This is a genomic window from Pseudomonas piscis, from assembly GCF_009380155.1.
GTDB lineage: Bacteria > Pseudomonadota > Gammaproteobacteria > Pseudomonadales > Pseudomonadaceae > Aquipseudomonas > Aquipseudomonas piscis.
Genome location: NZ_WHUV01000001.1, coordinates 469,856 through 490,789 on the forward strand (window position 1 = coordinate 469,856; position 20,934 = coordinate 490,789).

Consider the following 20,934-nt stretch of genomic DNA (forward strand, 5'->3'; position numbering starts at 1 on the left):
AGGACAACGACAATGATTATCTATGGTGTGGCATTGCTGGCGATCTGCACGCTGGCGGGAGTGATTATCGGCGACATGCTCGGCGTGTTGCTGGGGGTGAAGTCCAACGTCGGCGGGGTCGGCATCGCCATGATCCTGCTGATCTGCGCGCGCTTGTGGATGCAGCGCCATGGCGGCATGACCAAGGACTGTGAAATGGGCGTCGGCTTCTGGGGCGCCCTGTACATCCCTGTGGTGGTGGCCATGGCTGCCCAGCAGAACGTGGTCACCGCGCTGCATGGCGGACCGGTGGCGGTGCTGGCGGCCATCGGCTCGGTGCTGGTGTGCGGCTGCACCATCGCCCTGATCAGCCGGACCCACAAGGGCGATCCGCTACCGCAGGAATCGGGCATCGAAGCCGCACCGGCGGGAGGGCGCTGAAATGTGGGACTTGATCGAGAAAGGCCTGGAGCACAACGGCCTGGTCACCGCCTTCGCCTTCGTTGGCGTGATCATGTGGGTCTCGGTGCTGCTGTCCCGGCACCTGACCTTCGGTCGCGTGCATGGATCGGCCATCGCCATCGTGATTGGCCTGGCCCTGGCCTGGGTCGGCGGCACCCTGACCGGCGGCCAGAAAGGCCTGGCGGACCTGGCGCTGTTTTCCGGCATCGGCCTGATGGGCGGCGCCATGCTGCGGGATTTCGCCATCGTCGCCACGGCCTTCGAAGTCCAGGCCACCGAGGCCCGCAAGGCCGGGCTGATCGGCGCGGTGGCGCTGCTGCTGGGCACGGTGCTGCCGTTCATCGTCGGGGCGAGCATCGCCTGGAGCTTTGGTTATCGCGATGCGGTGAGCATGACCACCATCGGTGCCGGCGCCGTGACCTACATCGTCGGCCCGGTGACCGGCGCGGCCATCGGCGCCAGCTCCGATGTGGTGGCGCTGTCGATCGCCACCGGCCTGATCAAGGCGATCCTGGTGATGGTGGGCACGCCCATGGCAGCCCGCTGGATGGGCCTGGACAACCCGCGTTCGGCCATGGTGTTCGGTGGCTTGGCCGGGACCGTCAGTGGGGTCACCGCCGGGCTTGCGGCCACCGATCGGCGCCTGGTGCCTTACGGTGCGCTGACGGCGACCTTCCATACTGGATTGGGGTGCTTGCTGGGGCCGTCGTTGCTGTTTTTCATCGTGCGCGGGCTGGTGGGCTGATCTGACCTGGCGTCATCGCGGGCAAGTTGGATCGCCGCTTGCCCGCGATTGCGTCTTATGACCCCCGCGAATACATCCGGCATTCGGCCAGCAGCGCCAGCAGGTTCGGGTCGCGCTCCTTGGCCCTGAGGAACACCACGCCGATATGTTGTTGCAGGCGGTAGCGCGCCTGCAGCGGTATCAGCTTCACGCGGTTCTCGTAGACTGCGGCGATCCTGCCCGGCAGCAGCGCATAACCCACCCCTGAGCTGACCATGCTCAGCAGGGTGAAGATATCGTTGACCTGCATCGCCACCTTCGGCTCGAACCCCGCCTGCTTGAACACCCGCACGCCGTCCTGGTGGGTGGCGAAACCCTGGGTGAGGGTGATGAACGTAGCGTCGCGTACAGCCGCCAGATCCACTTCGCGCTCTTGGGCGAAGGGCGAGTCGGCCGGGGTGGCGAGGAAGATATCGTCGGAGAACAACGGCAGCTGTTCGCAGTCCGGATCGCTGACGCTGTCGTCCAGGGATACCAGGATCGCATCCACTTCCATGTTCTTGAGCTTGTACAACAGGTCGATGTTGGAGCCCAGGATCAGGTCGATATTCAGCTCGCTGCGCCGCAGCTTCAGGCCCATGATCAGTTGCGGCACGGTTTTCACGGTCAGGGAGTAAAGTGCGCCGAGCTTGAAACGTTCTGCCGAGAAACCAGCGGCTTCCCGGGTCAGGCGCACGCTCTCGACCACATCCTGCACCAGCTTCTGCGCTCGCTCTTCCAGCACATAGGCGCTTTCCAGCGGAGTCAGGTTGCGTCCCTCGTGCTTGAACAGCGGGCAGCGCAGGGCGTTTTCCAGGGAGTGGATGGCCCGGTGCACGCTGACATTGCTGGTTTGCAGTTCGCTGGCGGCGCGAGCCAGGTTGCCGGTGCGCATGAAGGCCAGAAACACTTCGAGTTTCTTGAGGGTCAACTCTTCGTCGATGAGCATGGTCCGGACTCTGGTGGCGAGGGTCCGATGATGCCCGATGAGTCGTCATGTGACCGCTGGTTTTTTCAGCGGCGCGCCCCAATGGACATATTGCGCTTGCACACTGCAGGCGCGGGCCCGTCGCTGGCCTTGCGGTCGAACGCAGCGGCCCGCAGAGGGTCTGCTGGGATGGTTGTGGATGTTTTCAGGGTGGCTGATCGATGTATCACGGAGAAAGACTCAACGCCTGGACCCACCTCTTGGGGGCGGTCGCGGCGTTTATCGGCGGTATCTGGCTGGTGGTGCTGGCCAGCCTCGACGGCAGCCCGTGGAAGATCGTCGGGGTGGCGATCTATGCCTTCACCTTACTGGTGCTCTATAGCGTGTCCACGGTCTACCACAGCGTGCGTGGACGGGCGAAGAACATCATGCAGAAGGTCGATCACTTCTCGATCTACCTGCTGATCGCCGGCAGCTATACACCGTTCTGCCTGGTGACCTTGCGCGGGCCCTGGGGCTGGACCCTGTTCGGCATCGTCTGGGGCCTGGCCTTGATCGGCATCCTGCAGGAGATCAAGCCGCGCTCCGAAGCGCGGGTCCTGTCCATCGTGATCTACGCGGTGATGGGCTGGATCGTGCTGGTGGCGGTCAAGCCGCTGCTGGCGGCCCTGGGACCGGCGGGTTTCACCTGGCTGGCGGCGGGCGGGGTGCTGTACACCGTGGGGATCATCTTCTTCGCCCTCGACAACCGCCTGCGCCACGCCCACGGCATCTGGCACCTGTTCGTCATCGCCGGCAGCCTGCTGCACTTCGTCGCCATCCTGTTCTATGTGTTGTGATCGGCACGCCTCATCGTTCCGCGCGGGTAGCCTTGTTCCTGCAGGTACGGTGATCCCTGTGTGGGAGCGCAGCTTGCTCGCGATGAGGTCCTGACCGGTCGCCTCAATCGGCGGCCATCAACCGATCCAGTTGCTCCTGGGCCTGCCCGCCAAAGATCTCCAGCAAGCTGCTCAAGGTATGGGGCGGCGGTTCGGCGGCCCGGCTCACGGCATACAGGGTGATGGGCAGCGACGGGCTCAGGGGGCGGATCGCGGTGCTGGCCGAGGAGGCGCCCAGAGCGGTGAAGGGATCGATCAGCGCCAGGCCGGCGCCGGACTCCACCATGGCCCGGGCCAGGGAATAGGTCTGCACCGCGATGCTCACCCGTGGCGGTGGTTCCACGGCCTTGAGATAACCATCGAGCCGGGCCGACAGCGGGTCGGCGCTGCTCAGGCCGATCAGCGGTGCGTCTGCCAACTCTTGCAGCGCCAGGGGCTGGCCCAGGCTGCCATCGGGCCAATAGCCGCGTGGGGCCAGGGCCACCAGCACGCCCTGGGCCAGGGCCTGGCCGTTCAGGCCGGGGTGATCCGGCCGTTGCAGGGTCAGGGCCACATCGATTTCGCGCATCAGCAGGTTCTGCACCAGTTCGCGGCTGTGGGCGCTGGACAGCTCGCAGAGGCTGTCCGGGTAGCGCCGGGTCCATTCGCTGATGGCCGGCGGCAGCAAGGCCAGGGCCAGGGCCGGGGTGGCGCCGATGCGCAGGCTGTGGCCCGGCGCCCGGCGCAGGTTCTGGGCCAGGCGCCGCACGCCTTGCAGGCTCTCGCTGACCTTGTCCACTTCCCGTTCCAGCTCCAGGGCTTCCGGGGTCGGTTGCAGCTTGCCGCGTACCCGCAGGAACAGCGGGAAACCCAGCTGCAGCTCGGCGTGCTGCAATACCTTGGTCACCGCCGGCTGCGAGACGTGCAGCAGTTGCGCGGCACCGCTGATGGAGCCGGTCTGGCGGATGGCCTGGAAAATCTCGATATGGCGAAGGCGCATGGCAAGTCCATAACCTTTGTTTATGGGTGGTCCATCTTTATTCATTGTCCGGCGCCTGTCACCTGCCCCTAACCTTGGGCCATCGAACATCAGCTCAGAGGGCAGTCATGGGTCAGCGGGTTTGCATCATCGGTGGTGGCGTCATCGGCCTGGCCAGCGCCTATGCCCTGGTCCGCCAGGGCCTGGAGGTGACCCTGGTGGAAGCCCAGGACAGCCTGGGCAGCCAGACCAGCTTCGCCAACGGCGGCCAGCTCTCCTATCGCTACGTGGCGCCGCTGGCCGATGCCGGCGTGCCCTGGCAGGCCCTGGGCTGGATGCTCAAGGGCGATTCGCCGCTGCGCCTGCGGCCACGCCTGGACCCGGCGCAGTGGCGCTGGCTGGCGGGGTTCCTGGGGGCTTGCCGGCACTCGGTGAACCAGCGCAATGGCGCCCATTTGCTGCGCCTGGCACTGCTCAGCCAGGAGACCCTCAAGACCTGGCGCGAAGCCGACGGCCTGACGGACTTCGACTGGCGGCGCAACGGCAAGCTGGTGACCTTCCGTGACGCCGGCAGCTTCGAGCACGCCCGGCACAACCTGTCCGACCCGCGCCAGCAGCAGGTGCTGACGGGGGCCGAATGCGCCAGCCTGGAGCCGGCCCTGGGCGACGCGCCCTTCATCGGTGGCATCTATACCCCGGACGAAGAGGTGGCCGACTGTCATGCCTTCTGCCAGCAGCTGGCGGCGCGCCTGCAGGCGTCCGGACGCTGCGAGATCCTTCTCGGGCAGCGAGTGCGCGGCATCCGGCACCAGGGCGACCGGGTGCAGGCCATCGACCTGGACGAGCGCCAGCTGGCGGTGGACCACCTGGTGCTGGCTGCCGGGCACCGCAGCCCCGAGTTGCAGCTGCCCGGGCTCAAGTTGCCGCTGTACCCGCTCAAGGGCTACAGCCTCAGCGCGCCCATCGGCCCGCAGCACCGAGCGCCGGAAATCAGCATCACCGACTACAACCGCAAGATCGTCTACGCGCGGATCGGCCAACAGCTACGGGTGGCGGCCATGGTCGATATCGTCGGCTTCGACCCGGCCCCGGACCCCGGGCGCCTGGGCCTGCTGCGGCGCCAGGCGGCGCAGACCTTCGCCCATGCCGGCGATTACCAGGCCGCCGTGGAATGGGCTGGCATGCGCCCGGCGACCCCCAGCGGCGTGCCGCTGGTGGGAGGCACCGCCTACCGCAACCTGTGGCTCAACCTCGGCCATGGCGCGCTGGGTTTCACCCTGGCCTGTGGCAGCGGCCAGTTGCTGGGCGAACTGATCGGCCAGCGTCCCACCAGTATCGACATGCAGGGCCTGGCGCCACGCGCCGCCTGAGTCATCACCAGGAGTGTTTCCAATGAGTATCCAGCGTCTGCATAGCAACAACCGCCTGAGTGGCGCCGTGACCTTCGCCGAACTGGTGTTCCTTTCCGGCCAGGTGCCGGGGGCCAGCCAGGACATCGCCGGGCAGACCCGCGAGGTCCTGGAGAAGATCGATGCACTGCTGGCCGAGGTCGGCAGCGACAAGGATCACGTGCTCAACGCCACCATCTACCTCAAGGACATCCAGGCGGATTTCGCCGGCATGAACGAGGTGTGGTCGGCCTGGCTGTCCCCCGGCCAGGCACCGGCGCGCACCACTTTGCAGGCGGCCCTGGCGCGCCCGGAAATCCTCGTCGAAATCAGTATCATCGCCACCCGTCGCTGAAGCGCCTTCAACCCCAACGGAGAATAACAATGCACAAGATCACGTTGCTCGGCTGCACCCTGGGCCTGCTGTTCAGCGCCATGGCCCAGGCCAATGAGGCACCCCTGGAGGGAACCCTGGCCAAGATCGCCAACAGCGCCAGTATTACCTTGGGTTATCGCGATGCCTCGGTGCCGTTTTCCTACGTGGGGGACAACAGCGGCAAGCCCATGGGTTATTCCGTGGAGCTGGCGGGCAAGGTGGTGGAGCGCATCCAGCAGCAGCTGCAGCTGCCCAAGCTGGCGGTGAAGTACAACCTGGTGACCTCCCAGACCCGCATCCCGCTGGTGCAGAACGGCACCGTGGACCTGGAGTGCGGCTCCACCGGGGTGACGGCCGAGCGCCAGAAGCAGGTGGCCTTCTCCTATGGCTTCATCTACGTCAAGGGCCAGTTGCTGACCGCCAAGGACAGCGGGATCAAGAGCTTCGCCGACCTGCGGGGCAAGAACGTGGTGACCACCGCTGGCACCACCAACGAGCGCTTTCTCAAGAGCTACAACGTCGAGCACAAGATCGATATGTTCGTGATCAGCGCCAAGGACCACGGCGAAGCCTTCCAGATGCTCCAGTCGGGGCGCGCGGCGGCGTTCTACATGGACGATGCGCTGCTCTACGGCGAGCGGGCCAAGGCCCGTGATCCGCACAACTGGATCGTGGTGGGCGAGGAGCAGTCGCGGGAGATCTACAGCTGCATGGTGCGCAAGGACGACCCGCAGTTCCTGGCCCTGGTCAACACCGCCCTGGCGGACCTGTATCGCTCCGGCGAGATCAACGGGATCTACCAGCGCTGGTTCGAGCAGCCGATCCCGCCCAAGGGGCTGAACCTGGAATTCCCCATGACCAGCGAGCTGAAGGCGATCATCGCCAAGCCCACCAGCGATCCGGTGCAGTAAACGCCGCACCGGGATCGGGGTTGCTGCTGGTCGGCTTCTTGTAGGAGCCAGGCTTGCCGGCGATGGGCGTCGGTGTGTCAGGCAACGGCGGGAACGGGCTAGAAGTCGCCCCAGAGCTGCTGGGCCACGGCCAGGGCCACCACCGGCGCGGTTTCCGTACGCAGTACCCGTGGACCCAGGCGCGCCGGCAGGAAACCGGCGCCCTGGGCCTGTTCGACTTCGGCGTCGGACAGGCCGCCCTCGGGGCCGATCAGGAAGGCCAGGGTCTCCGGGCGGGCGTGGCTTTCCAGTGGCTGGGCCACCGGGTGCAGCACCAGCTTGAGGTCGGCAGCGGTCTGTTTGAGCCAGTCCGCCAGCAACAGCGGCGGGTGGATCACCGGGACCTTGGAGCGCCCGCACTGCTCGCAGGCGCTGATGGCCACCTGGCGCCAATGCAGCAGGCGCTTGTCGGCCCGTTCATCCTTGAGGCGCACCTCGCAGCGCTCGCTGAAGATCGGGGTGATCTGGTCGACACCCAGCTCGGTGGCTTTCTGGATCGCCCAATCCATGCGCTCGCCACGGGACAGGCCCTGGCCCAGGTGGATGCGCAGCGGCGACTCGGGCTGGCCGGCGAAGCTCTCGTCGAGGCCGATCCGCACGCGCTTCTTGCCCACCTCCACCAGGGTGCCGCGAAACTCCTGCCCCGAACCGTCGAACACCTGCAACGCATCGCCCTCGGCCATGCGCAGTACCCGTGCGATGTAGTGGGCCTGGGCTTCGGGCAGCTCGTGCTCGCCAAGGCTCAGGGGGGTGTCGATAAAGAAGCGGGACAATCTCATCTGCAGTCTCTGTTGAAGTCGGATCGATGGGGTGTGCGGGTGCGTGGCCTGTGCGGCCACGCTCGGGCGGGCCTCAGCCCGGATCGCGAAAATCCGGGTGGAAGTCCTTGGGCACCGCCATGCTGACGCTGTCCCGGGTGGCGATGTCGATGCCTTCGCTGGCCACTTCGGCGAGGAAGTCGATCTGCTCCGGAGTGATCACATAGGGCGGCAGGAAGTACACCACACTGCCCAGCGGACGCAGCAGGGCGCCACGGCTCAGGGCGTGCTCGAAGACCTTCAGGCCACGGCGTTCCTGCCAGGGGTAGGCGGCCTTGCTGGCCTTGTCCTGGACCATCTCGATGGCCAGCGCCATGCCGGTCTGGCGGATCTCGGCGACGTGGGCGTGGTCGGCCAGGTGTGCGGTGGCGCTGGCCATGCGCGCGGCCAGGGCCTGGTTGGCCTGGATCACGTTGTCCTGTTCGAAGATATCCAGGGTCGCCAGCGCTGCGGCACAGGCCAGCGGGTTGCCGGTGTAGCTGTGGGAGTGGAGGAAGGCTCGCAGGGTCGGGTAGTCGTCGTAGAACGCCTGGTACACCTTGTCGGTGGTCAGGCAGGCGGCCAGGGGCAGGTAGCCGCCGGTCAGGGCCTTGGACAGGCACAGGAAGTCCGGGCGGATGCCGGCTTGCTCGCAGGCGAACATGGTGCCGGTGCGGCCGAAGCCCACGGCGATCTCGTCGTGGATCAGGTGCACGTCGTAGCGATCGCAAGCCTCGCGCAGCAGCTTGAGGTACACCGGGTGGTACATGCGCATGCCGCCAGCGCCCTGGATCAGCGGCTCGACGATCACCGCCGAGATCGTCTCGTGGTGTTCGGCCAGGGTCTGTTCCATGGCGGCGAACATGTTGCGCGAGTGCTCTTCCCAGCCCATGCCTTCAGGGCGGTGGTAGCAGTCGGGGCTGGGCACCTTGATGGTGTCCAGCAGCAGCGCCTTGTAGGTCTCGGTGAACAGCGGCACGTCGCCCACCGACATGGCGGCGATGGTCTCGCCGTGGTAGCTGTTGGTCAGGGTGACGAAGCGCTTCTTCGCCGGTTTGCCGGTGTTCTGCCAGTAGTGGAAGCTCATCTTCAGCGCCACTTCGATGCACGACGAGCCGTTGTCGGCGTAGAACACCCGGTCCAGCCCGGCGGGGGTCATGGCCACCAGGCGCTCGGACAGCTCGATCGCCGGCTGGTGGCTGAAACCGGCCAGGATCACATGCTCCAGCTGGTCGACCTGGTCCTTGATGCGCTGGTTGATGCGCGGGTTGGCGTGGCCGAACACGTTGACCCACCAGGAACTGACCGCATCCAGGTAGCGCTTGCCCTCGAAATCTTCCAGCCAGACACCTTCACCCCGCCGGATCGGGATCAACGGCAGTTGTTCGTGGTCTTTCATCTGGGTGCAGGGATGCCACAACACCGCGAGATCGCGTTGCATCCACTGGTTATTCAGGCCCATGTAAAGTCTCCTGGAGGTGCTCGCAAAAAGGCGCGGGCAAACGATCGGGCAAGCCTATGCAATGCATGGCCGTGGGACAACCTATTGTGCGAGGTGGCGCCGCAGGTGTGGCGCACCCTGGGCAAAGACGCCGGTGAAGGAGGTCAAGGCACTGGAACGGGGGACCGGCCCGCAGAGGAACTCGAGGGACTTAATCTTTACTTAACTCGCTCGGTACAGACTATCGATCGTATTTCTCGATATTTCAAAGCGAAAATTTCCGCTTTAATTCGATAGGTAAATCGATAGTCTTGGCCAGCGTTTCTTACAGGATGCAACACAATGCAGTTACGTAATTCTTCTTCGCGCTACGGCTGGGTAAGCATTGTTCTGCACTGGGGCGTGGCCCTGGCGGTATTCGGACTGTTTGCCCTGGGCCTGTGGATGGTCGGCCTGGACTACTACAGTACCTGGCGCAAAGACGCGCCGGACCTGCACAAGAGCATTGGCTTGACGCTGTTTGCGATCATGCTGCTGCGGGTGCTGTGGCGGTTCGTCAGCCCACCGCCGCCGGCCCCGGCCAATCATGGCCGCCTGACCCGACTGGGCGCCAAGCTGGGACATGCGTTCCTCTACCTGGGCCTGTTCGCGGTGATGATCGCCGGTTACCTGATCTCCACCGCAGATGGCGTGGGTATCCCGGTATTCGGCTTGTTCGAAGTTCCTGCCCTGGTATCCGGACTGCCGGACCAGGCAGATGTGGCAGGTGTGGTGCATTTGTACCTGGCCTGGGTGCTGGTAGTCTTTGCCGGCATCCATGGACTGGCTGCATTGAAGCACCACTTTATCGATCGTGATGCGACCCTCACCCGTATGCTGGGCCGCAAAGCCTGATGTTCAACCTTGACTCGAAAGGAATAGAAAGCATGTTGAAAAAGACTCTCGCCGCTCTGGCAATCGGATCTGCTGTATTGGCGGCCGGTCAGGTAATGGCAGCGGACTACGTGATCGACAAGGAAGGCCAGCACGCCTTCGTCGACTTCAAGATCAGCCACCTGGGCTACAGCTTCATCACCGGTACCTTCAAGGATCTGGACGGCAAGTTCAGCTTCGATGCGGCCAAGCCGGAAGACGCCAAGATCGAAGTCAACGTGCGCACCGCCAGCGTGTTCACCAACCACGCCGAGCGTGACAAGCACATCACCAGCAAGGATTTCCTGGACGCTGGCAAGTTTGCCGACGCCAAGTTCGTCTCCACCAGCGTCAAGCCAACCGGCAAGAACGCCGATGGCAAGCTGACCGCTGACGTGGCCGGCGATCTGACCCTGCACGGCGTGACCAAGCCTGTAGTAGTCAAGGCCACCTTCCTGGGTGAAGGCAAGGATCCATGGGGCGGCTACCGCGCTGGCTTCGAAGGCACCACCAGCATCAATCGCCAGGACTTCGGCAAGATGATGGACCTGGGCCCGGCGTCCAACAACGTCGACCTGTACATCACCTTCGAAGGTGTGAAGGCCAAGTAATGCTTCGCCTGTAGCTGCCGCCGCCGTGGGCGCTACCGCACCCATGGCACGCACAAGAAAACGCCCCTGGCCCAAGAACCAGGGGCGTTTTGCATTACAGCTCGCTTAGCGGTTGCGCGTCAGCAGGGCCGGTTTTTCGCCCCGTGGGCGGCTTGGCAACTGCTCCAGTTGCTCAGGCGTCGGGAAACGATCGACCTTGGACTCCTTGTGCATGATCTTCGGCTGGTTGCTCCGTGGATTCTGCACTGCGGGTTCCTGGCGGCCTTGATCGTCACGGCCCGGACGGCGATTGCGCGACTCGTCGCGACGACCCTGGCCATCACGGGAAGCACCACTGCGCTGGCCGTTGCGTTTGGCCGGCGTGCCACCGTTGCTGTTGCTGGTTCCGCCACCACTGCGCGGGTTGCCATTGCGACCCTGGCCGCCGTTGCGCTGCCCACTGCCAGCAGTGCCTTGGCCCTGGCCCGGGGTTCCGGGGCGGCGGCCGCGACCTTGCTGGTTGCCCTTGTTCTGGTATGGGCTGACGTAGTCGGCGCGGTTGCCGAAGTTGTCCACGTCGTCATCGAGGAACTCGTCCGGCGCCCGTTCTGGACGTGGGGCAGGTTGACGCTGTTCACGCGGCGCGGCGTTCTCGCGAGGCTTCTGCTCGCGAGCCTGGCGTTCGCCACGGGCCGGCTTGTCCTTGCCGCCCTTGTCCTTGCCCTTGTCCTTGCGACCACCGCCGCCACCGCCGCCGTTGGGGTTGTCGCCACGGGGCGCGCGAGCGTTGCGCGAGTTGCGGGTGTCCGGACGCTCGCGCACTTCCGGTTTCTCGGCTTCCACCGCGCTGGCATCGAAGCCCATCAGGTCGCCGTCGGCGATCTTCTGCTTGGTCATGCGCTCGATGCTCTTGAGCAGCTTCTCTTCGTCGGGGGCCACCAGGGAGATGGCCTCGCCCGAACGACCGGCCCGGCCAGTACGGCCGATACGGTGCACGTAGTCTTCATCGACGTTGGGCAGTTCGAAGTTGACCACATGGGGCAGTTGGTCGATGTCCAGGCCACGGGCGGCGATGTCGGTCGCCACCAGGATCCGTACTTCGCCGGCCTTGAAGTCGGCCAGGGCCTTGGTACGGGCGTTCTGGCTCTTGTTGCCGTGGATCGCCATGGCGCTCAGGCCATGTTTGTCCAGGTATTCGGCCAGGCGGTTGGCACCGTGCTTGGTGCGGGTGAACACCAGGACCTGTTCCCAGGCGCCAGCGGTGATCAGGTGCGCCAGCAGCGCGCGCTTGTGGCTGGCCGGCAGGCGGAAGACCCGCTGCTCGATGCGCTCCACCGTGGTGTTCGGCGGGGTGACCTCGATGCGCTCGGGGTCGTGCAGCAGCTTGCTGGCCAGGTCCGTGATGTCCTTGGAGAAGGTCGCGGAGAACAGCAGGTTCTGGCGCTTGGCCGGGAGGCGGGCGAGGACCTTCTTGACGTCATGGACGAAGCCCATGTCGAGCATGCGGTCGGCTTCGTCCAGGACCAGGATTTCCACGTGGGACAGGTCGATGCTGCCCTGGCCGGCCAGGTCCAGCAGGCGGCCGGGGCAGGCCACCAGCACGTCGACGCCACGGGCCATGGCCTGGACCTGCGGGTTCATGCCGACGCCGCCGAAGATGCAGGCGCTGACGAACTTCAGGTCGCGGGCGTACAGCTTGAAGCTGTCGTGCACCTGCGCGGCCAGTTCGCGAGTCGGGGTCAGGACCAGGACGCGAGGCTGGCGCGGGCCGTGACGCTGGGATTTGTCCGGATGACCATTGGGAAACAGCCGCTCCAAAATCGGGAGGGCGAAACCGCCGGTTTTACCAGTACCTGTCTGTGCCGCGACCATCAGATCGCGACCTTGCAACACGGCGGGAATGGCCCGCTGTTGCACCGGAGTAGGCTGGGTATAGCCGGCTGCTTCGATGGCGCCGACTAAAGCCTCGGAGAGACCGAGGGAAGCAAAGGACATGAGTAATCCTGTTTTAGTGAGGGCTTGGCCCAAAGGGATGATCTTGCCGGGCGCGAATGGCGTTCAAGAGGACGCAATCCCGTCCGGTCCTGCTGGCCTGGGAAAACATCCACCAAGGGCTCGCGCGGGCCGGTCGGCTGCGCCGTAGCGGGGTGGAGATGCCTTGAACAGGGTCCAGCGTCCGGGCGTGAGCCTGGCGGGAGGCCGGAGTATAACAGAGCATTCAGTGTGCGCTGCTTTCCTGCTGCTCAACGGTTTTTTCTGATTCACGGGTCGAAGACGACCTGACAGGCGGCAGGGTGGGTTCCGCCCCGTACCTGGCGCTCAGCGCGGCATAGGCCGGTTCGCGCTTGAAACGCTTGAGTTCTGCGGCGAAGCGCTGCACCAGCAGGTCCATGCCAGCCTGGCGGCGTACTGCCAGGTATTGTTGCTGGCGGCTGATGACCAGGGGGTTCTGGCTGATCTGGTCGCGGATGCCGAGGGTGTCCAGCAGATGCTGGCCGACCCGCTTGTCGGTGATCAGCAGGTCGATCCGGCCCAACAGCAATTTGCCGAAGTTGGCCTCGTGGGTGGGGGCGGGTTCGCGGTTGAACAGCGTGGAGTTGCTGAAGTCTTCGCTGTACAGGTAGCCAGGGGAGGTGCCGATGGTCAGGCCCTTGAGCTCGTCCAGGTGCTTGAACGGATGGGGCCGGCGGTTGGCGTAGAACATCACGAACTCGACTTCCGATAGCGCCTCGCTGGGGTAGAGCAGGGTGCTGTCGCGCTCGTCGCTGTGGAAGATATCCAGGGCGCCGTCGGCCTGGCCGGTTTCCAGCATCGCCAGGCAGCGCTTCCAGGGCAGGAATTGCCACTGCACCTCGATGCCCAGGCGTTGGAAGACGATGGCGGTGGTCTCGTAGTCCAGTCCCAGGGATTTGCCGTTTTCCTCGTAGACATAGGGGGCCCAGGGTTCGGTGACGATGCGCAGCGTCTCGCCATGGGCGGCAAGGCTCAGGCAAGCGTAGATAAGGGCTGTCAGCAACCGGGCAATGACGGACATTGCTGGAGAGTACGCCGAGAGATCATGCAAATGCTAGGGGTAGTTCCAGGCGCTCTAGATCAGGCCTGGCGCGGGTAGGGAGGCCCCGGTTGGCACCGGGGCCGGTGTTGCCCTGCCGGTCAGCGGGGCAGCTTCAGGTTGTCCCAGATCGCCAGGCTCGGTTCCGCCTGGTTCAGGGTGTAGAAGTGCAGCCCTGGGGCGCCGCCTTGCAGCAGGCGTTCGCACATCTCGCTGATGACCTGTGTACCGAAGGCCTGGATGCTGGCGCTGTCGTCACCATAGGCTTCCAGCTGCTTGCGGATCCAGCGCGGGATCTCGGCGCCGCAGGCGTCGGAGAAGCGCGCCAGCTTGCTGTAGTTGGTGATCGGCATGATGCCCGGCACGATCGGGATACTCACGCCCAGTTTCTGCACGCGCTCGACGAAGTAGAAGTAGCTGTCGGCGTTGAAGAAGTACTGGGTGATCGCGCTGTCGGCACCGGCGTTGGCCTTGCGTACGAAGTTCTGCAGGTCGTCCTCGAAGTTGTGCGCTTGCGGGTGCATTTCCGGATAGGCGGCGACTTCGATGTGGAAATGACTGCCGGTTTCTTCACGAATGAAGTTCACCAGGTCATTGGCGTGACGCAGTTCGCCGCTGGCCATGCCCATGCCCGAAGGCAGGTCGCCGCGCAGGGCGACGATACGCTTGATGCCGGCTGCCTGGTATTGCTGCAGCAAGTCGCGCAGGTCGTCCTTGCTATCGCCAACGCAGGACAGGTGCGGTGCCGAAGGGACTTTCACCTCGCTCTCCAGCTGCAGCACGGTGTTGACCGTACGATCGCGGGTCGAGCCGCCAGCGCCATAGGTGCAGGAGAAGAAGTCGGGGTTGTAGCCGGCCAGCTGACGGGCAGTGGCAAGCAGTTTTTCATGCCCAGCATCGGTCTTGGTGGGGAAGAACTCGAAGCTGTAGCGACGGTCTTGGGACATGGAGGGGACCTCCAGCTACAAGCTGCAAGCTGCAAGCTGCAAGAAAAGCGGAGATGCGCTCGTCTCTTGTGCCTGGAGCCTGGAGCCTGACACTGTTTTGGCAAATTGGGGCGAAGCCGTGGGCTTCGTGCGGCAAGGTCGGCTTTTGGCCTTTACTTGCCGCTTGAAGCTCAAGGCTTGCAGCTGCTCTTAGTACCGGTAAGCGTCCGGCTTGAACGGGCCTTCGACGGTCACGCCGATGTAGTCGGCCTGCTGCTTGGTCAGTTGAGTGACCACGCCACCGAAGCCGCGGACCATTTCCAGGGCCACTTCTTCGTCGAGTTTCTTGGGCAGCACTTCAACGGTCAGGCGCTCGGCTTTCTGGGCTGGCGACAGGTCGGCGTACTTCTGGCCGAACAGGAAGATCTGGGCCAGGACCTGGTTGGCGAACGAGCCGTCCATGATGCGGCTTGGGTGACCGGTGGCGTTGCCCAGGTTCACCAGGCGGCCTTCGGCCAGCAGGATCAGGTAGTCGTCGTTCTGTGGATCGAAATCGCCGTGGCCGGTACGGTGGATCTTGTGTACCTGAGGCTTCACTTCTTCCCATGCCCAGTTCTTGCGCATGAAGGCGGTGTCGATTTCGTTGTCGAAGTGACCGATGTTGCAGACCACGGCGCGCTTCTTCAGGGCCTTGAGCATGTTGGCGTCGCAAACATTGACGTTGCCGGTGGTGGTCACGATCAGGTCGATCTTGCCCAGCAGGTCCTTGTTGGTGCTCGCTTCGGTACCGTCGTTGATACCGTCGATGAACGGCGAGACCAGCTCGAAACCGTCCATGCAGGCCTGCATGGCGCAGATCGGGTCGACTTCGGTGACCTTGACGATCATGCCTTCCTGACGCAGGGACTGGGCCGAGCCCTTGCCCACGTCACCGTAGCCGATCACCAGGGCTTGCTTGCCGGACAGCAGGTGGTCGGTACCACGCTTGATGGCGTCGTTCAGGCTGTGACGGCAGCCGTACTTGTTGTCGTTCTTGCTCTTGGTCACCGAGTCGTTGACGTTGATCGCAGGAACCTTCAGCTCGCCCTTGGCCAGCATGTCCAGCAGGCGGTGCACGCCAGTGGTGGTTTCTTCGGTCACGCCGTGGACGCGCTCCAGGACAGCCGGGTACTTCTTGTGCAGCAGTTCGGTCAGGTCGCCGCCGTCGTCGAGGATCATGTTGGCGTCCCAAGGCTTGCCGTCCTTGAGGATGGTCTGCTCCAGGCACCACTCGTACTCTTGCTCGGTCTCGCCTTTCCAGGCGAAGACCGGGATGCCGGCGGCGGCAATGGATGCAGCGGCCTGGTCCTGGGTCGAGAAGATGTTGCAGGACGACCAGCGAACCTCGGCGCCCAGGGCAACCAGGGTCTCGATCAGCACGGCGGTCTGGATGGTCATGTGGATGCAGCCGAGGATCTTCGCGCCCTTGAGCGGTTGTTCGGCCAGGTACTTGCGACGCAGACCCATCAGGGCTGGCATTTCCGATTCAGCGATGATGGTTTCGCGGCGGCCCCAGGCAGCCAGGGAAATGTCGGCGACTTTGTAATCGGTAAAATCTGCAGGCGTGTTGACAGCGCTCATGAAGAGCCTCCATTCGTAATGTGCGAATGGGCGCCGTTGTGCGTTTAGTGTCCGTATGGGAAGTCCCGTACCGACAACGCCCCATCCGAGCCTGACAGGCCGAGCCTGCTGCAGCGCCCCTCGGACAGGTGGCGGGAAAACGGTATCAAGGGTAGATGACCGTTTCGAAACGGTGGCGATTATAGCGACCTGAGCCAGACTTCCCAAAGTGTTTCTGTCGCCTGGATGAAGTTCCTCAATCGAGACCATAGTCGAGGTTGCGTAGAGCGAGGCTGCCCGCTCTGCCATCATGCCGGGCATCAAATGGCAGGACGGTCAGGAGTGAACATGAATTTCCACACCCGCAAGTGGGTAAAACCCGAAGACCTCAACCCCAATGGCACGCTGTTCGGTGGCAGCCTGCTGCGCTGGATCGACGAAGAAGCGGCGATCTACGCCATCGTCCAGTTGGGTAACCAGCGCGTGGTCACCAAGTACATTTCGGAAATCAACTTCGTCAGCGCCTCGCGCCAGGGCGACATCATCGAACTGGGTATCACCGCCACCGAGTTCGGGCGTACCTCCATCACCCTGACTTGCGAAGTGCGCAACAAGATCACTCGCAAGTCGATCCTCACGGTGGAGAAAATGGTCTTCGTCAACCTGGGAGAGGACGGCTTGCCGGCCCCTCACGGTCGCACCGAGATCAAGTACGTCAAGGATCAGTTCAAGGACGACGAGCCCGGCGCCTGAGCCGGCTCGGGTGTACGCGGCAGGCAGATTGGCCTGCCGCGTGCGACGGCCCGTGGATCAGTGGGCTTCGGCCTTGCCTGCCGGCGCCTCGTTGGTGACGTGGCGCACCAGCTTGCCGATGGTCAGGCCCTGCAGCAGGATCGACGACAACACCACGATGTAGGTGATGCTCAGCACCAGGTCCCGCTCCGGCCCCAGGGGCAGGGCCAGCGCCAGCGCCACCGAGACACCGCCGCGCAGGCCGCCCCAGGTCAGCACGCGGATGGTGCCCCGGGGCACGCTGCGCCAGCGGCGCAACAGCAGGATCGCCGGGGCCACGGTAAGCAGGCGCGAGGCCACGATGGCCAACGCCAAAAGGCTGGCCGCCGCCAGGTGCAGCCAGTTGAATGGCAGCAGCAACAGCTCCAGGCCGATCAGGGCGAACAGCAGCGCGTTGAGCATGTCATCGAGCAATTCCCAGAAACCATCCAGGTAGCGCCGGGTCATGTCGTTCATCGCCAGGTTGCGTCCCAGGTTGCCGATGATCAGGCCCGCCACCACCATCGCGATGGGTGCCGAGACATGGATCTCGCTGGCCATGGCCGACCCACCGATCACCAGGGCCAGGGTCAGCATCACTTCGATCTGGTGCTGCTCGATGCTCTTGATCATCAGGTACACCAGGTAGCCGATCAGGCCGCCGAACAGCACGCCGCCAATGGCCTCATGCACAAACAGCCAGGCAGTGGCGCCTACGGTGGGGGTTTCGCCCAGTTGCGCGATGCCCAGCAGCACGGTGAACACCACGACCGCCGTACCGTCGTTGAACAGCGATTCGCCGACGATGGTGGTCTTCAACGGCTTGGAGGCATTGGCGGTACGCAGCACGCCCAGCACCGCGATCGGATCGGTTGGCGAGATCAGCGCGCCGAACAGCAGGCAGTAGAGGAAGCTCACGTGCCAGCCGAACAGGCCGAAGATCCAGTAGGCCAGGCTGCCGATGACGAAGGTGGCGATCAGCACCCCGACCGTCGCCAGCAGGCCGATGGGCCAGCGATAGCTGCGCAGGTCGTTGAGGTTGACGTGCAGGGCGCCGGCGAACAGCAGGAACGACAGCATCCAGTTCATCAGCAGGTCGCCGAAGTCGATCTTGCCGATCAGTTCTTCGACATGTTCTTCCAGGCCGGGGTAGCCCAGGTAGGTCAGCCCCTGCAGCAGCAGGGAGAACAGCAGGGCGGTGACCATCACGCCAATGGTCGGTGGCAGGCCGATGAAACGGAAATTGACGTAGGTCAGCAGGGTCGTCAGGCAGATAAAGGCAGCGACAAGTTCAAGCATCCGGACTCCTTTGGATGATCGTGGAAAATAGCCTGAAGTCGTTCAGGCCAAGGGTTTGATGTCCCGGTGCCGTCCAGGGGCACAGTGGCGACGAGGCAAGTTGCCATCAGGCATGGCGGTAATCGACACATTGACCACGTCGAAGCGGCGATGTTGCAGTCCCGGGGACAAACTCGGCCCCATGTCCATGCGGACGAACTCGCCGCCTACCCGGCCAAAAGTGTCGATGCTCCGTGCAACCGAGGCGGGCGGCATGCGAGGATCGCCGCTTCGCGATGATGTTCAGGCAGGGAGACGAGGTGCTGGCGACAACTCTGGTTCTGATGGCGGCGCTGTTGCATGCGGCATGGAACACGCTGATCAAGTTCAGTGGCGAGCGGCTGCTGGTGGTGGCCTGCATGGACAGCGTGGCCTTGCTGTTCGTGGTCGGCATGCTGTTCTTCCTGCAATGGCCGCCCCAGGAACTCTGGCCCTGGATCTTCGCTTCCGCGGCTTTCGAACTCTTGTATCGCTACCTGTTGATCCAGGCTTACCGAGTGGGGGACCTGGGATTGGTCTACCCGCTGATGCGTGGCCTTTCGCCCCTGGTGGTGCTGGCACTGACCCTGGGGTTCGGTGGCGAAGCCCTGAGCACCCAGCAGATCCTCGGCATCTTGCTGATCCCCTTCGGCATGCTGTGCCTGCTCTGGCAGGGCGGAGGAGGGGCGCGCCTGCCCTGGAGCATGCTGCCGGTAGTGGCCCTGATCGGCCTGTGCATCGGTTGCTACACCTTCATCGACGGCCAGGCCCTGCGCCGCTGGGCACACCCGTTGGACTACCTGACCTGGGTCACGTTGCTCAGCGCCTGGCCTTTTCCCCTGGTGGCGGTGGTCTGGAAGCGCCCGGCCTTCGCCCTGTTCTGGCGTGAACAATGGCGCCTGGGGCTGAGCGTCGGCTTCTGCGTGCTGTTCAGCTACGCTCTGGTGCTTTGGGCCATGCAGTTGGGCTCTATCGCCGAAGCGGCGGCCTTGCGTGAAATCAGTGTGATTCTGGTGGTGCTGTTCGGCATGCGCTACCTGAAGGAACCCTTCGGCCGGCCAAGGCTGATGGCCTGTGGCCTGGTGCTGATCGGCATGTTGGTGATGAAGCTGTGAGCACTCCCTAAAACTCTAAAAAAGGATTTACGTTATGACTGTCGCGTTCTGGTGTGTATTGATCGCAATCGCCCTGCCATACCTGTGCACCGCCATCGCCAAGGGCGCTGGCAACTACGGGCTCCGGCACAACCATGATCCACGGGGCTTCCTGAGTACCCTGGAGGGTCTGCCAAAGCGTGCGCATTGCGCACAGCTCAATGGCTTCGAGGTGACTCCGGCTTTTGCCGCCGCAGTGATCATTGCCCATGTGGCGGGCAACGCCGAGCTGGTGACCATCAACGTGCTGGCGGTGCTGTTCATCACCAGTCGCCTGCTGTACATGATCTGCTACCTGGCGGATTGGGCAGTGCTGCGTTCTTTGGTGTGGTTCGTGGGCATGGGGCTGATCGCCAGCTTCTTCTTCGTCTCTATCTGAGGCTGGCCGGGCTTGTCGACGCCCAGGTCGACAAGCTGGTTCCGGCTGGAGGCGTTACGGAGTATTGGCGACTTGCGGCACCTGGGGCAGCGGCATGTCCTTGGGCCAGAGCATCCAGATCTGGCCTGGTTGCTTCATGTCGCCGGCCAGTTGCCCGGCTGCATCGCCAGTTCCCCAGAACAGGTCGGCGCGCACTTCCCCGGTGATCGCGCCGCCGGTGTCCTGGGCTGCAACCGGGCGTACCAGGCTGCTGCCGTCGGGGCGGGTGGTGGATAACCACAGCAGGCTGCCCAGGGGAATCACCTTGCGGTCCACGGCGACGCTGTAGCCCGAGGTCAGGGGCACGTTCAGGGAGCCGCGCGGCCCTTCGTTGCTGTCCGGGTTGCGGTTGAAGAACACATAGCTCGGGTTGCTGCCCAGCAGCTCGGGAATCCGCGCCGGGTGGGCCTTGGCCCAGGCAGCGATGGTGCCCATGGTCACTTCTTCCTTCTTCAGTTCGCCTTGCTCCACCAGCCAGCGACCGATAGGCCGGTACGGGTGGCCGTTCTGGTCGGCATAACCGATACGCAGTTGGCGACCATCGTCCAGCTGGATCCTGCCCGAACCCTGGATCTGCAGGAATTGCAGGTCCATGGGGTCGGTCAGCCAGGCGATCACCGGCGCCTTGACGCCCTGGGCCTCGATGGTCGCGGCATCGTCGTAGGGCTTGAGCACCCGGCCTTCGAGCCGTCCCCGCAGGCGCTTGCCCTTGAGTTCGGGATAGAGGCTGTCCAGGGCGACCACGATCATGTCGTCCGGCACGCCATACACTGGTACGTTGGCCGTCTTGGTCTGGGCCAGGCTGCCGGGATACACCGGCTCGTAGTAGCCCGTGATCAGGCCCGTGGTGCTGCCGCTGCCCGAGCGCAGGCCGTAGACCTGCAGGCGTTCCTTGAGAAAACCACGGATCGCCTCGGGGCTCTGGGGCACGTTGGCCGCGGCGGCGCAGGTGGCGCCCCACACCGGATCGGTCTTGAGCCGGGTGCAGGCGCTGCGCCAGGAGCCGAAGCCAGCCAGCAGGTCGTTGTCGGCTACTGCGGGCAGCGCCTCCCAGGGGGCGCTGTTGTAGGTGGCCAGGGCGTGGGTCTGTGGCTGAGAGGGGGGCTGTTCAGTGTCGCCGCCGTTGCAACCGGCGAGCAGCGCCAGGGCCGGGACGGTCCAGAACCAGTGGCGGCACCAGCGGGGAAAACTCGGGTTCATGCTGTGTTTCCTTGGGGGGACGTCCCGCATTCATGGCGGAGGACAACCCATATTATTAATAGGGCTATTGGTCTT

Annotated in this window: 21 protein-coding genes and 1 riboswitch; of the genes, 11 read left to right on the forward strand and 10 right to left on the reverse strand. The window is 64.3% G+C overall.

The features are described 5' to 3' along the window. Window positions 1-12: 12 nt before the first annotated feature. Window positions 13-420, forward strand: coding sequence for a malonate transporter subunit MadL (gene madL, locus GDH07_RS02210; RefSeq protein ID WP_085594489.1), 408 nt, complete (start codon window positions 13-15; stop codon window positions 418-420). Window position 421: 1 nt separating this feature from the next. Further along, the gene (gene madM / locus GDH07_RS02215) at window positions 422-1,186 is read left to right on the forward strand and encodes a malonate transporter subunit MadM (RefSeq protein ID WP_022641596.1); all 765 of its coding nucleotides are present in this window, start codon (window positions 422-424) and stop codon (window positions 1,184-1,186) included. 55 nt (window positions 1,187-1,241) lie between these two features. Here the strand turns inward: madM and GDH07_RS02220 are convergent, their stop codons facing one another. Then, window positions 1,242-2,153, reverse strand: coding sequence for a LysR family transcriptional regulator (locus GDH07_RS02220; RefSeq protein WP_022641595.1), 912 nt, complete (start codon window positions 2,151-2,153; stop codon window positions 1,242-1,244). A gap of 200 nt (window positions 2,154-2,353) precedes the next feature. On the opposite strand from GDH07_RS02220, the gene trhA reads away from it, so the two are divergent. Continuing rightward, the gene (trhA, locus tag GDH07_RS02225) at window positions 2,354-2,971 is read left to right on the forward strand and encodes a PAQR family membrane homeostasis protein TrhA (protein ID WP_031320660.1); all 618 of its coding nucleotides are present in this window, start codon (window positions 2,354-2,356) and stop codon (window positions 2,969-2,971) included. A 103-nt stretch (window positions 2,972-3,074) separates the two neighbouring features. On the opposite strand, the gene GDH07_RS02230 is transcribed toward trhA, so the two are convergent. Then, window positions 3,075-3,989, reverse strand: a complete 915-nt coding sequence (locus tag GDH07_RS02230; RefSeq protein WP_022641593.1) for a LysR family transcriptional regulator — start codon at window positions 3,987-3,989, stop codon at window positions 3,075-3,077. A gap of 62 nt (window positions 3,990-4,051) precedes the next feature. Here GDH07_RS02230 and GDH07_RS02235 point away from each other — a divergent pair, with 62 nt between their 5' ends. Genes GDH07_RS02235 through GDH07_RS02245 form a run of 3 tightly spaced genes read left to right on the forward strand, consistent with a single transcriptional unit; the run spans window position 4,052 to window position 6,643 of the window. After that, a complete protein-coding gene (locus tag GDH07_RS02235; RefSeq protein ID WP_152897294.1) occupies window positions 4,052-5,338 on the forward strand; it encodes a D-amino acid dehydrogenase in 1,287 nt (428 codons plus the stop codon). A gap of 22 nt (window positions 5,339-5,360) precedes the next feature. Next, window positions 5,361-5,711: a RidA family protein gene (locus tag GDH07_RS02240; RefSeq protein ID WP_022641591.1), complete on the forward strand. Its 351-nt coding sequence runs from the start codon at window positions 5,361-5,363 to the stop codon at window positions 5,709-5,711. 29 nt (window positions 5,712-5,740) lie between these two features. Further along, the gene (locus GDH07_RS02245; RefSeq protein WP_103325372.1) at window positions 5,741-6,643 is read left to right on the forward strand and encodes a transporter substrate-binding domain-containing protein; all 903 of its coding nucleotides are present in this window, start codon (window positions 5,741-5,743) and stop codon (window positions 6,641-6,643) included. A gap of 98 nt (window positions 6,644-6,741) precedes the next feature. On the opposite strand, the gene GDH07_RS02250 is transcribed toward GDH07_RS02245, so the two are convergent. Beyond that, the gene (locus GDH07_RS02250; RefSeq protein WP_152896589.1) at window positions 6,742-7,461 is read right to left on the reverse strand and encodes a 16S rRNA (uracil(1498)-N(3))-methyltransferase; all 720 of its coding nucleotides are present in this window, start codon (window positions 7,459-7,461) and stop codon (window positions 6,742-6,744) included. A 73-nt stretch (window positions 7,462-7,534) separates the two neighbouring features. Further along, window positions 7,535-8,941: an adenosylmethionine--8-amino-7-oxononanoate transaminase gene (locus GDH07_RS02255; RefSeq protein WP_053133992.1), complete on the reverse strand. Its 1,407-nt coding sequence runs from the start codon at window positions 8,939-8,941 to the stop codon at window positions 7,535-7,537. 321 nt (window positions 8,942-9,262) lie between these two features. On the opposite strand from GDH07_RS02255, the gene GDH07_RS02260 reads away from it, so the two are divergent. Together GDH07_RS02260 and GDH07_RS02265 are read left to right on the forward strand one after the other, a co-directional pair. Continuing rightward, window positions 9,263-9,814, forward strand: a complete 552-nt coding sequence (locus GDH07_RS02260; RefSeq protein ID WP_022641588.1) for a cytochrome b — start codon at window positions 9,263-9,265, stop codon at window positions 9,812-9,814. Window positions 9,815-9,846: 32 nt separating this feature from the next. Further along, window positions 9,847-10,443, forward strand: a complete 597-nt coding sequence (locus GDH07_RS02265; protein ID WP_031320659.1) for a YceI family protein — start codon at window positions 9,847-9,849, stop codon at window positions 10,441-10,443. 105 nt (window positions 10,444-10,548) lie between these two features. On the opposite strand, the gene rhlE2 is transcribed toward GDH07_RS02265, so the two are convergent. The 4 genes from rhlE2 to ahcY form a co-directional block, all read right to left on the reverse strand. After that, window positions 10,549-12,417 carry an RNA helicase RhlE2 gene (gene rhlE2 / locus GDH07_RS02270; protein ID WP_152896590.1) on the reverse strand — a complete coding sequence of 623 codons (1,869 nt, stop codon included), beginning with the start codon at window positions 12,415-12,417 and terminating at the stop codon, window positions 10,549-10,551. A gap of 223 nt (window positions 12,418-12,640) precedes the next feature. Beyond that, a complete protein-coding gene (locus tag GDH07_RS02275; protein ID WP_152896591.1) occupies window positions 12,641-13,456 on the reverse strand; it encodes a substrate-binding periplasmic protein in 816 nt (271 codons plus the stop codon). A gap of 119 nt (window positions 13,457-13,575) precedes the next feature. Then, window positions 13,576-14,421, reverse strand: coding sequence for a methylenetetrahydrofolate reductase [NAD(P)H] (metF, locus tag GDH07_RS02280; protein WP_152896592.1), 846 nt, complete (start codon window positions 14,419-14,421; stop codon window positions 13,576-13,578). 189 nt (window positions 14,422-14,610) lie between these two features. After that, window positions 14,611-16,020, reverse strand: a complete 1,410-nt coding sequence (ahcY, locus tag GDH07_RS02285; protein ID WP_152896593.1) for an adenosylhomocysteinase — start codon at window positions 16,018-16,020, stop codon at window positions 14,611-14,613. A 21-nt stretch (window positions 16,021-16,041) separates the two neighbouring features. After that, a riboswitch (S-adenosyl-L-homocysteine riboswitch) is annotated at window positions 16,042-16,148 on the reverse strand. A 199-nt stretch (window positions 16,149-16,347) separates the two neighbouring features. On the opposite strand from ahcY, the gene GDH07_RS02290 reads away from it, so the two are divergent. Continuing rightward, complete coding sequence (locus tag GDH07_RS02290) at window positions 16,348-16,752, forward strand: acyl-CoA thioesterase (protein ID WP_022641582.1); 405 nt, start codon at window positions 16,348-16,350, stop codon at window positions 16,750-16,752. Between the two features lie 57 nt (window positions 16,753-16,809). Here the strand turns inward: GDH07_RS02290 and GDH07_RS02295 are convergent, their stop codons facing one another. Then, window positions 16,810-18,069 carry a cation:proton antiporter gene (locus GDH07_RS02295; RefSeq protein ID WP_085594515.1) on the reverse strand — a complete coding sequence of 420 codons (1,260 nt, stop codon included), beginning with the start codon at window positions 18,067-18,069 and terminating at the stop codon, window positions 16,810-16,812. 299 nt (window positions 18,070-18,368) lie between these two features. Between GDH07_RS02295 and GDH07_RS02300 the strand changes: the two genes are divergently transcribed. After that, window positions 18,369-19,202: an EamA family transporter gene (locus GDH07_RS02300; RefSeq protein ID WP_343038096.1), complete on the forward strand. Its 834-nt coding sequence runs from the start codon at window positions 18,369-18,371 to the stop codon at window positions 19,200-19,202. A 34-nt stretch (window positions 19,203-19,236) separates the two neighbouring features. Further along, window positions 19,237-19,620, forward strand: a complete 384-nt coding sequence (locus tag GDH07_RS02305) for an MAPEG family protein (protein ID WP_053133995.1) — start codon at window positions 19,237-19,239, stop codon at window positions 19,618-19,620. 54 nt (window positions 19,621-19,674) lie between these two features. Here GDH07_RS02305 and mltA read toward each other — a convergent pair whose 3' ends face one another. After that, window positions 19,675-20,859, reverse strand: coding sequence for a murein transglycosylase A (gene mltA / locus GDH07_RS02310; protein ID WP_152896594.1), 1,185 nt, complete (start codon window positions 20,857-20,859; stop codon window positions 19,675-19,677). Window positions 20,860-20,934: the final 75 nt, after the last annotated feature.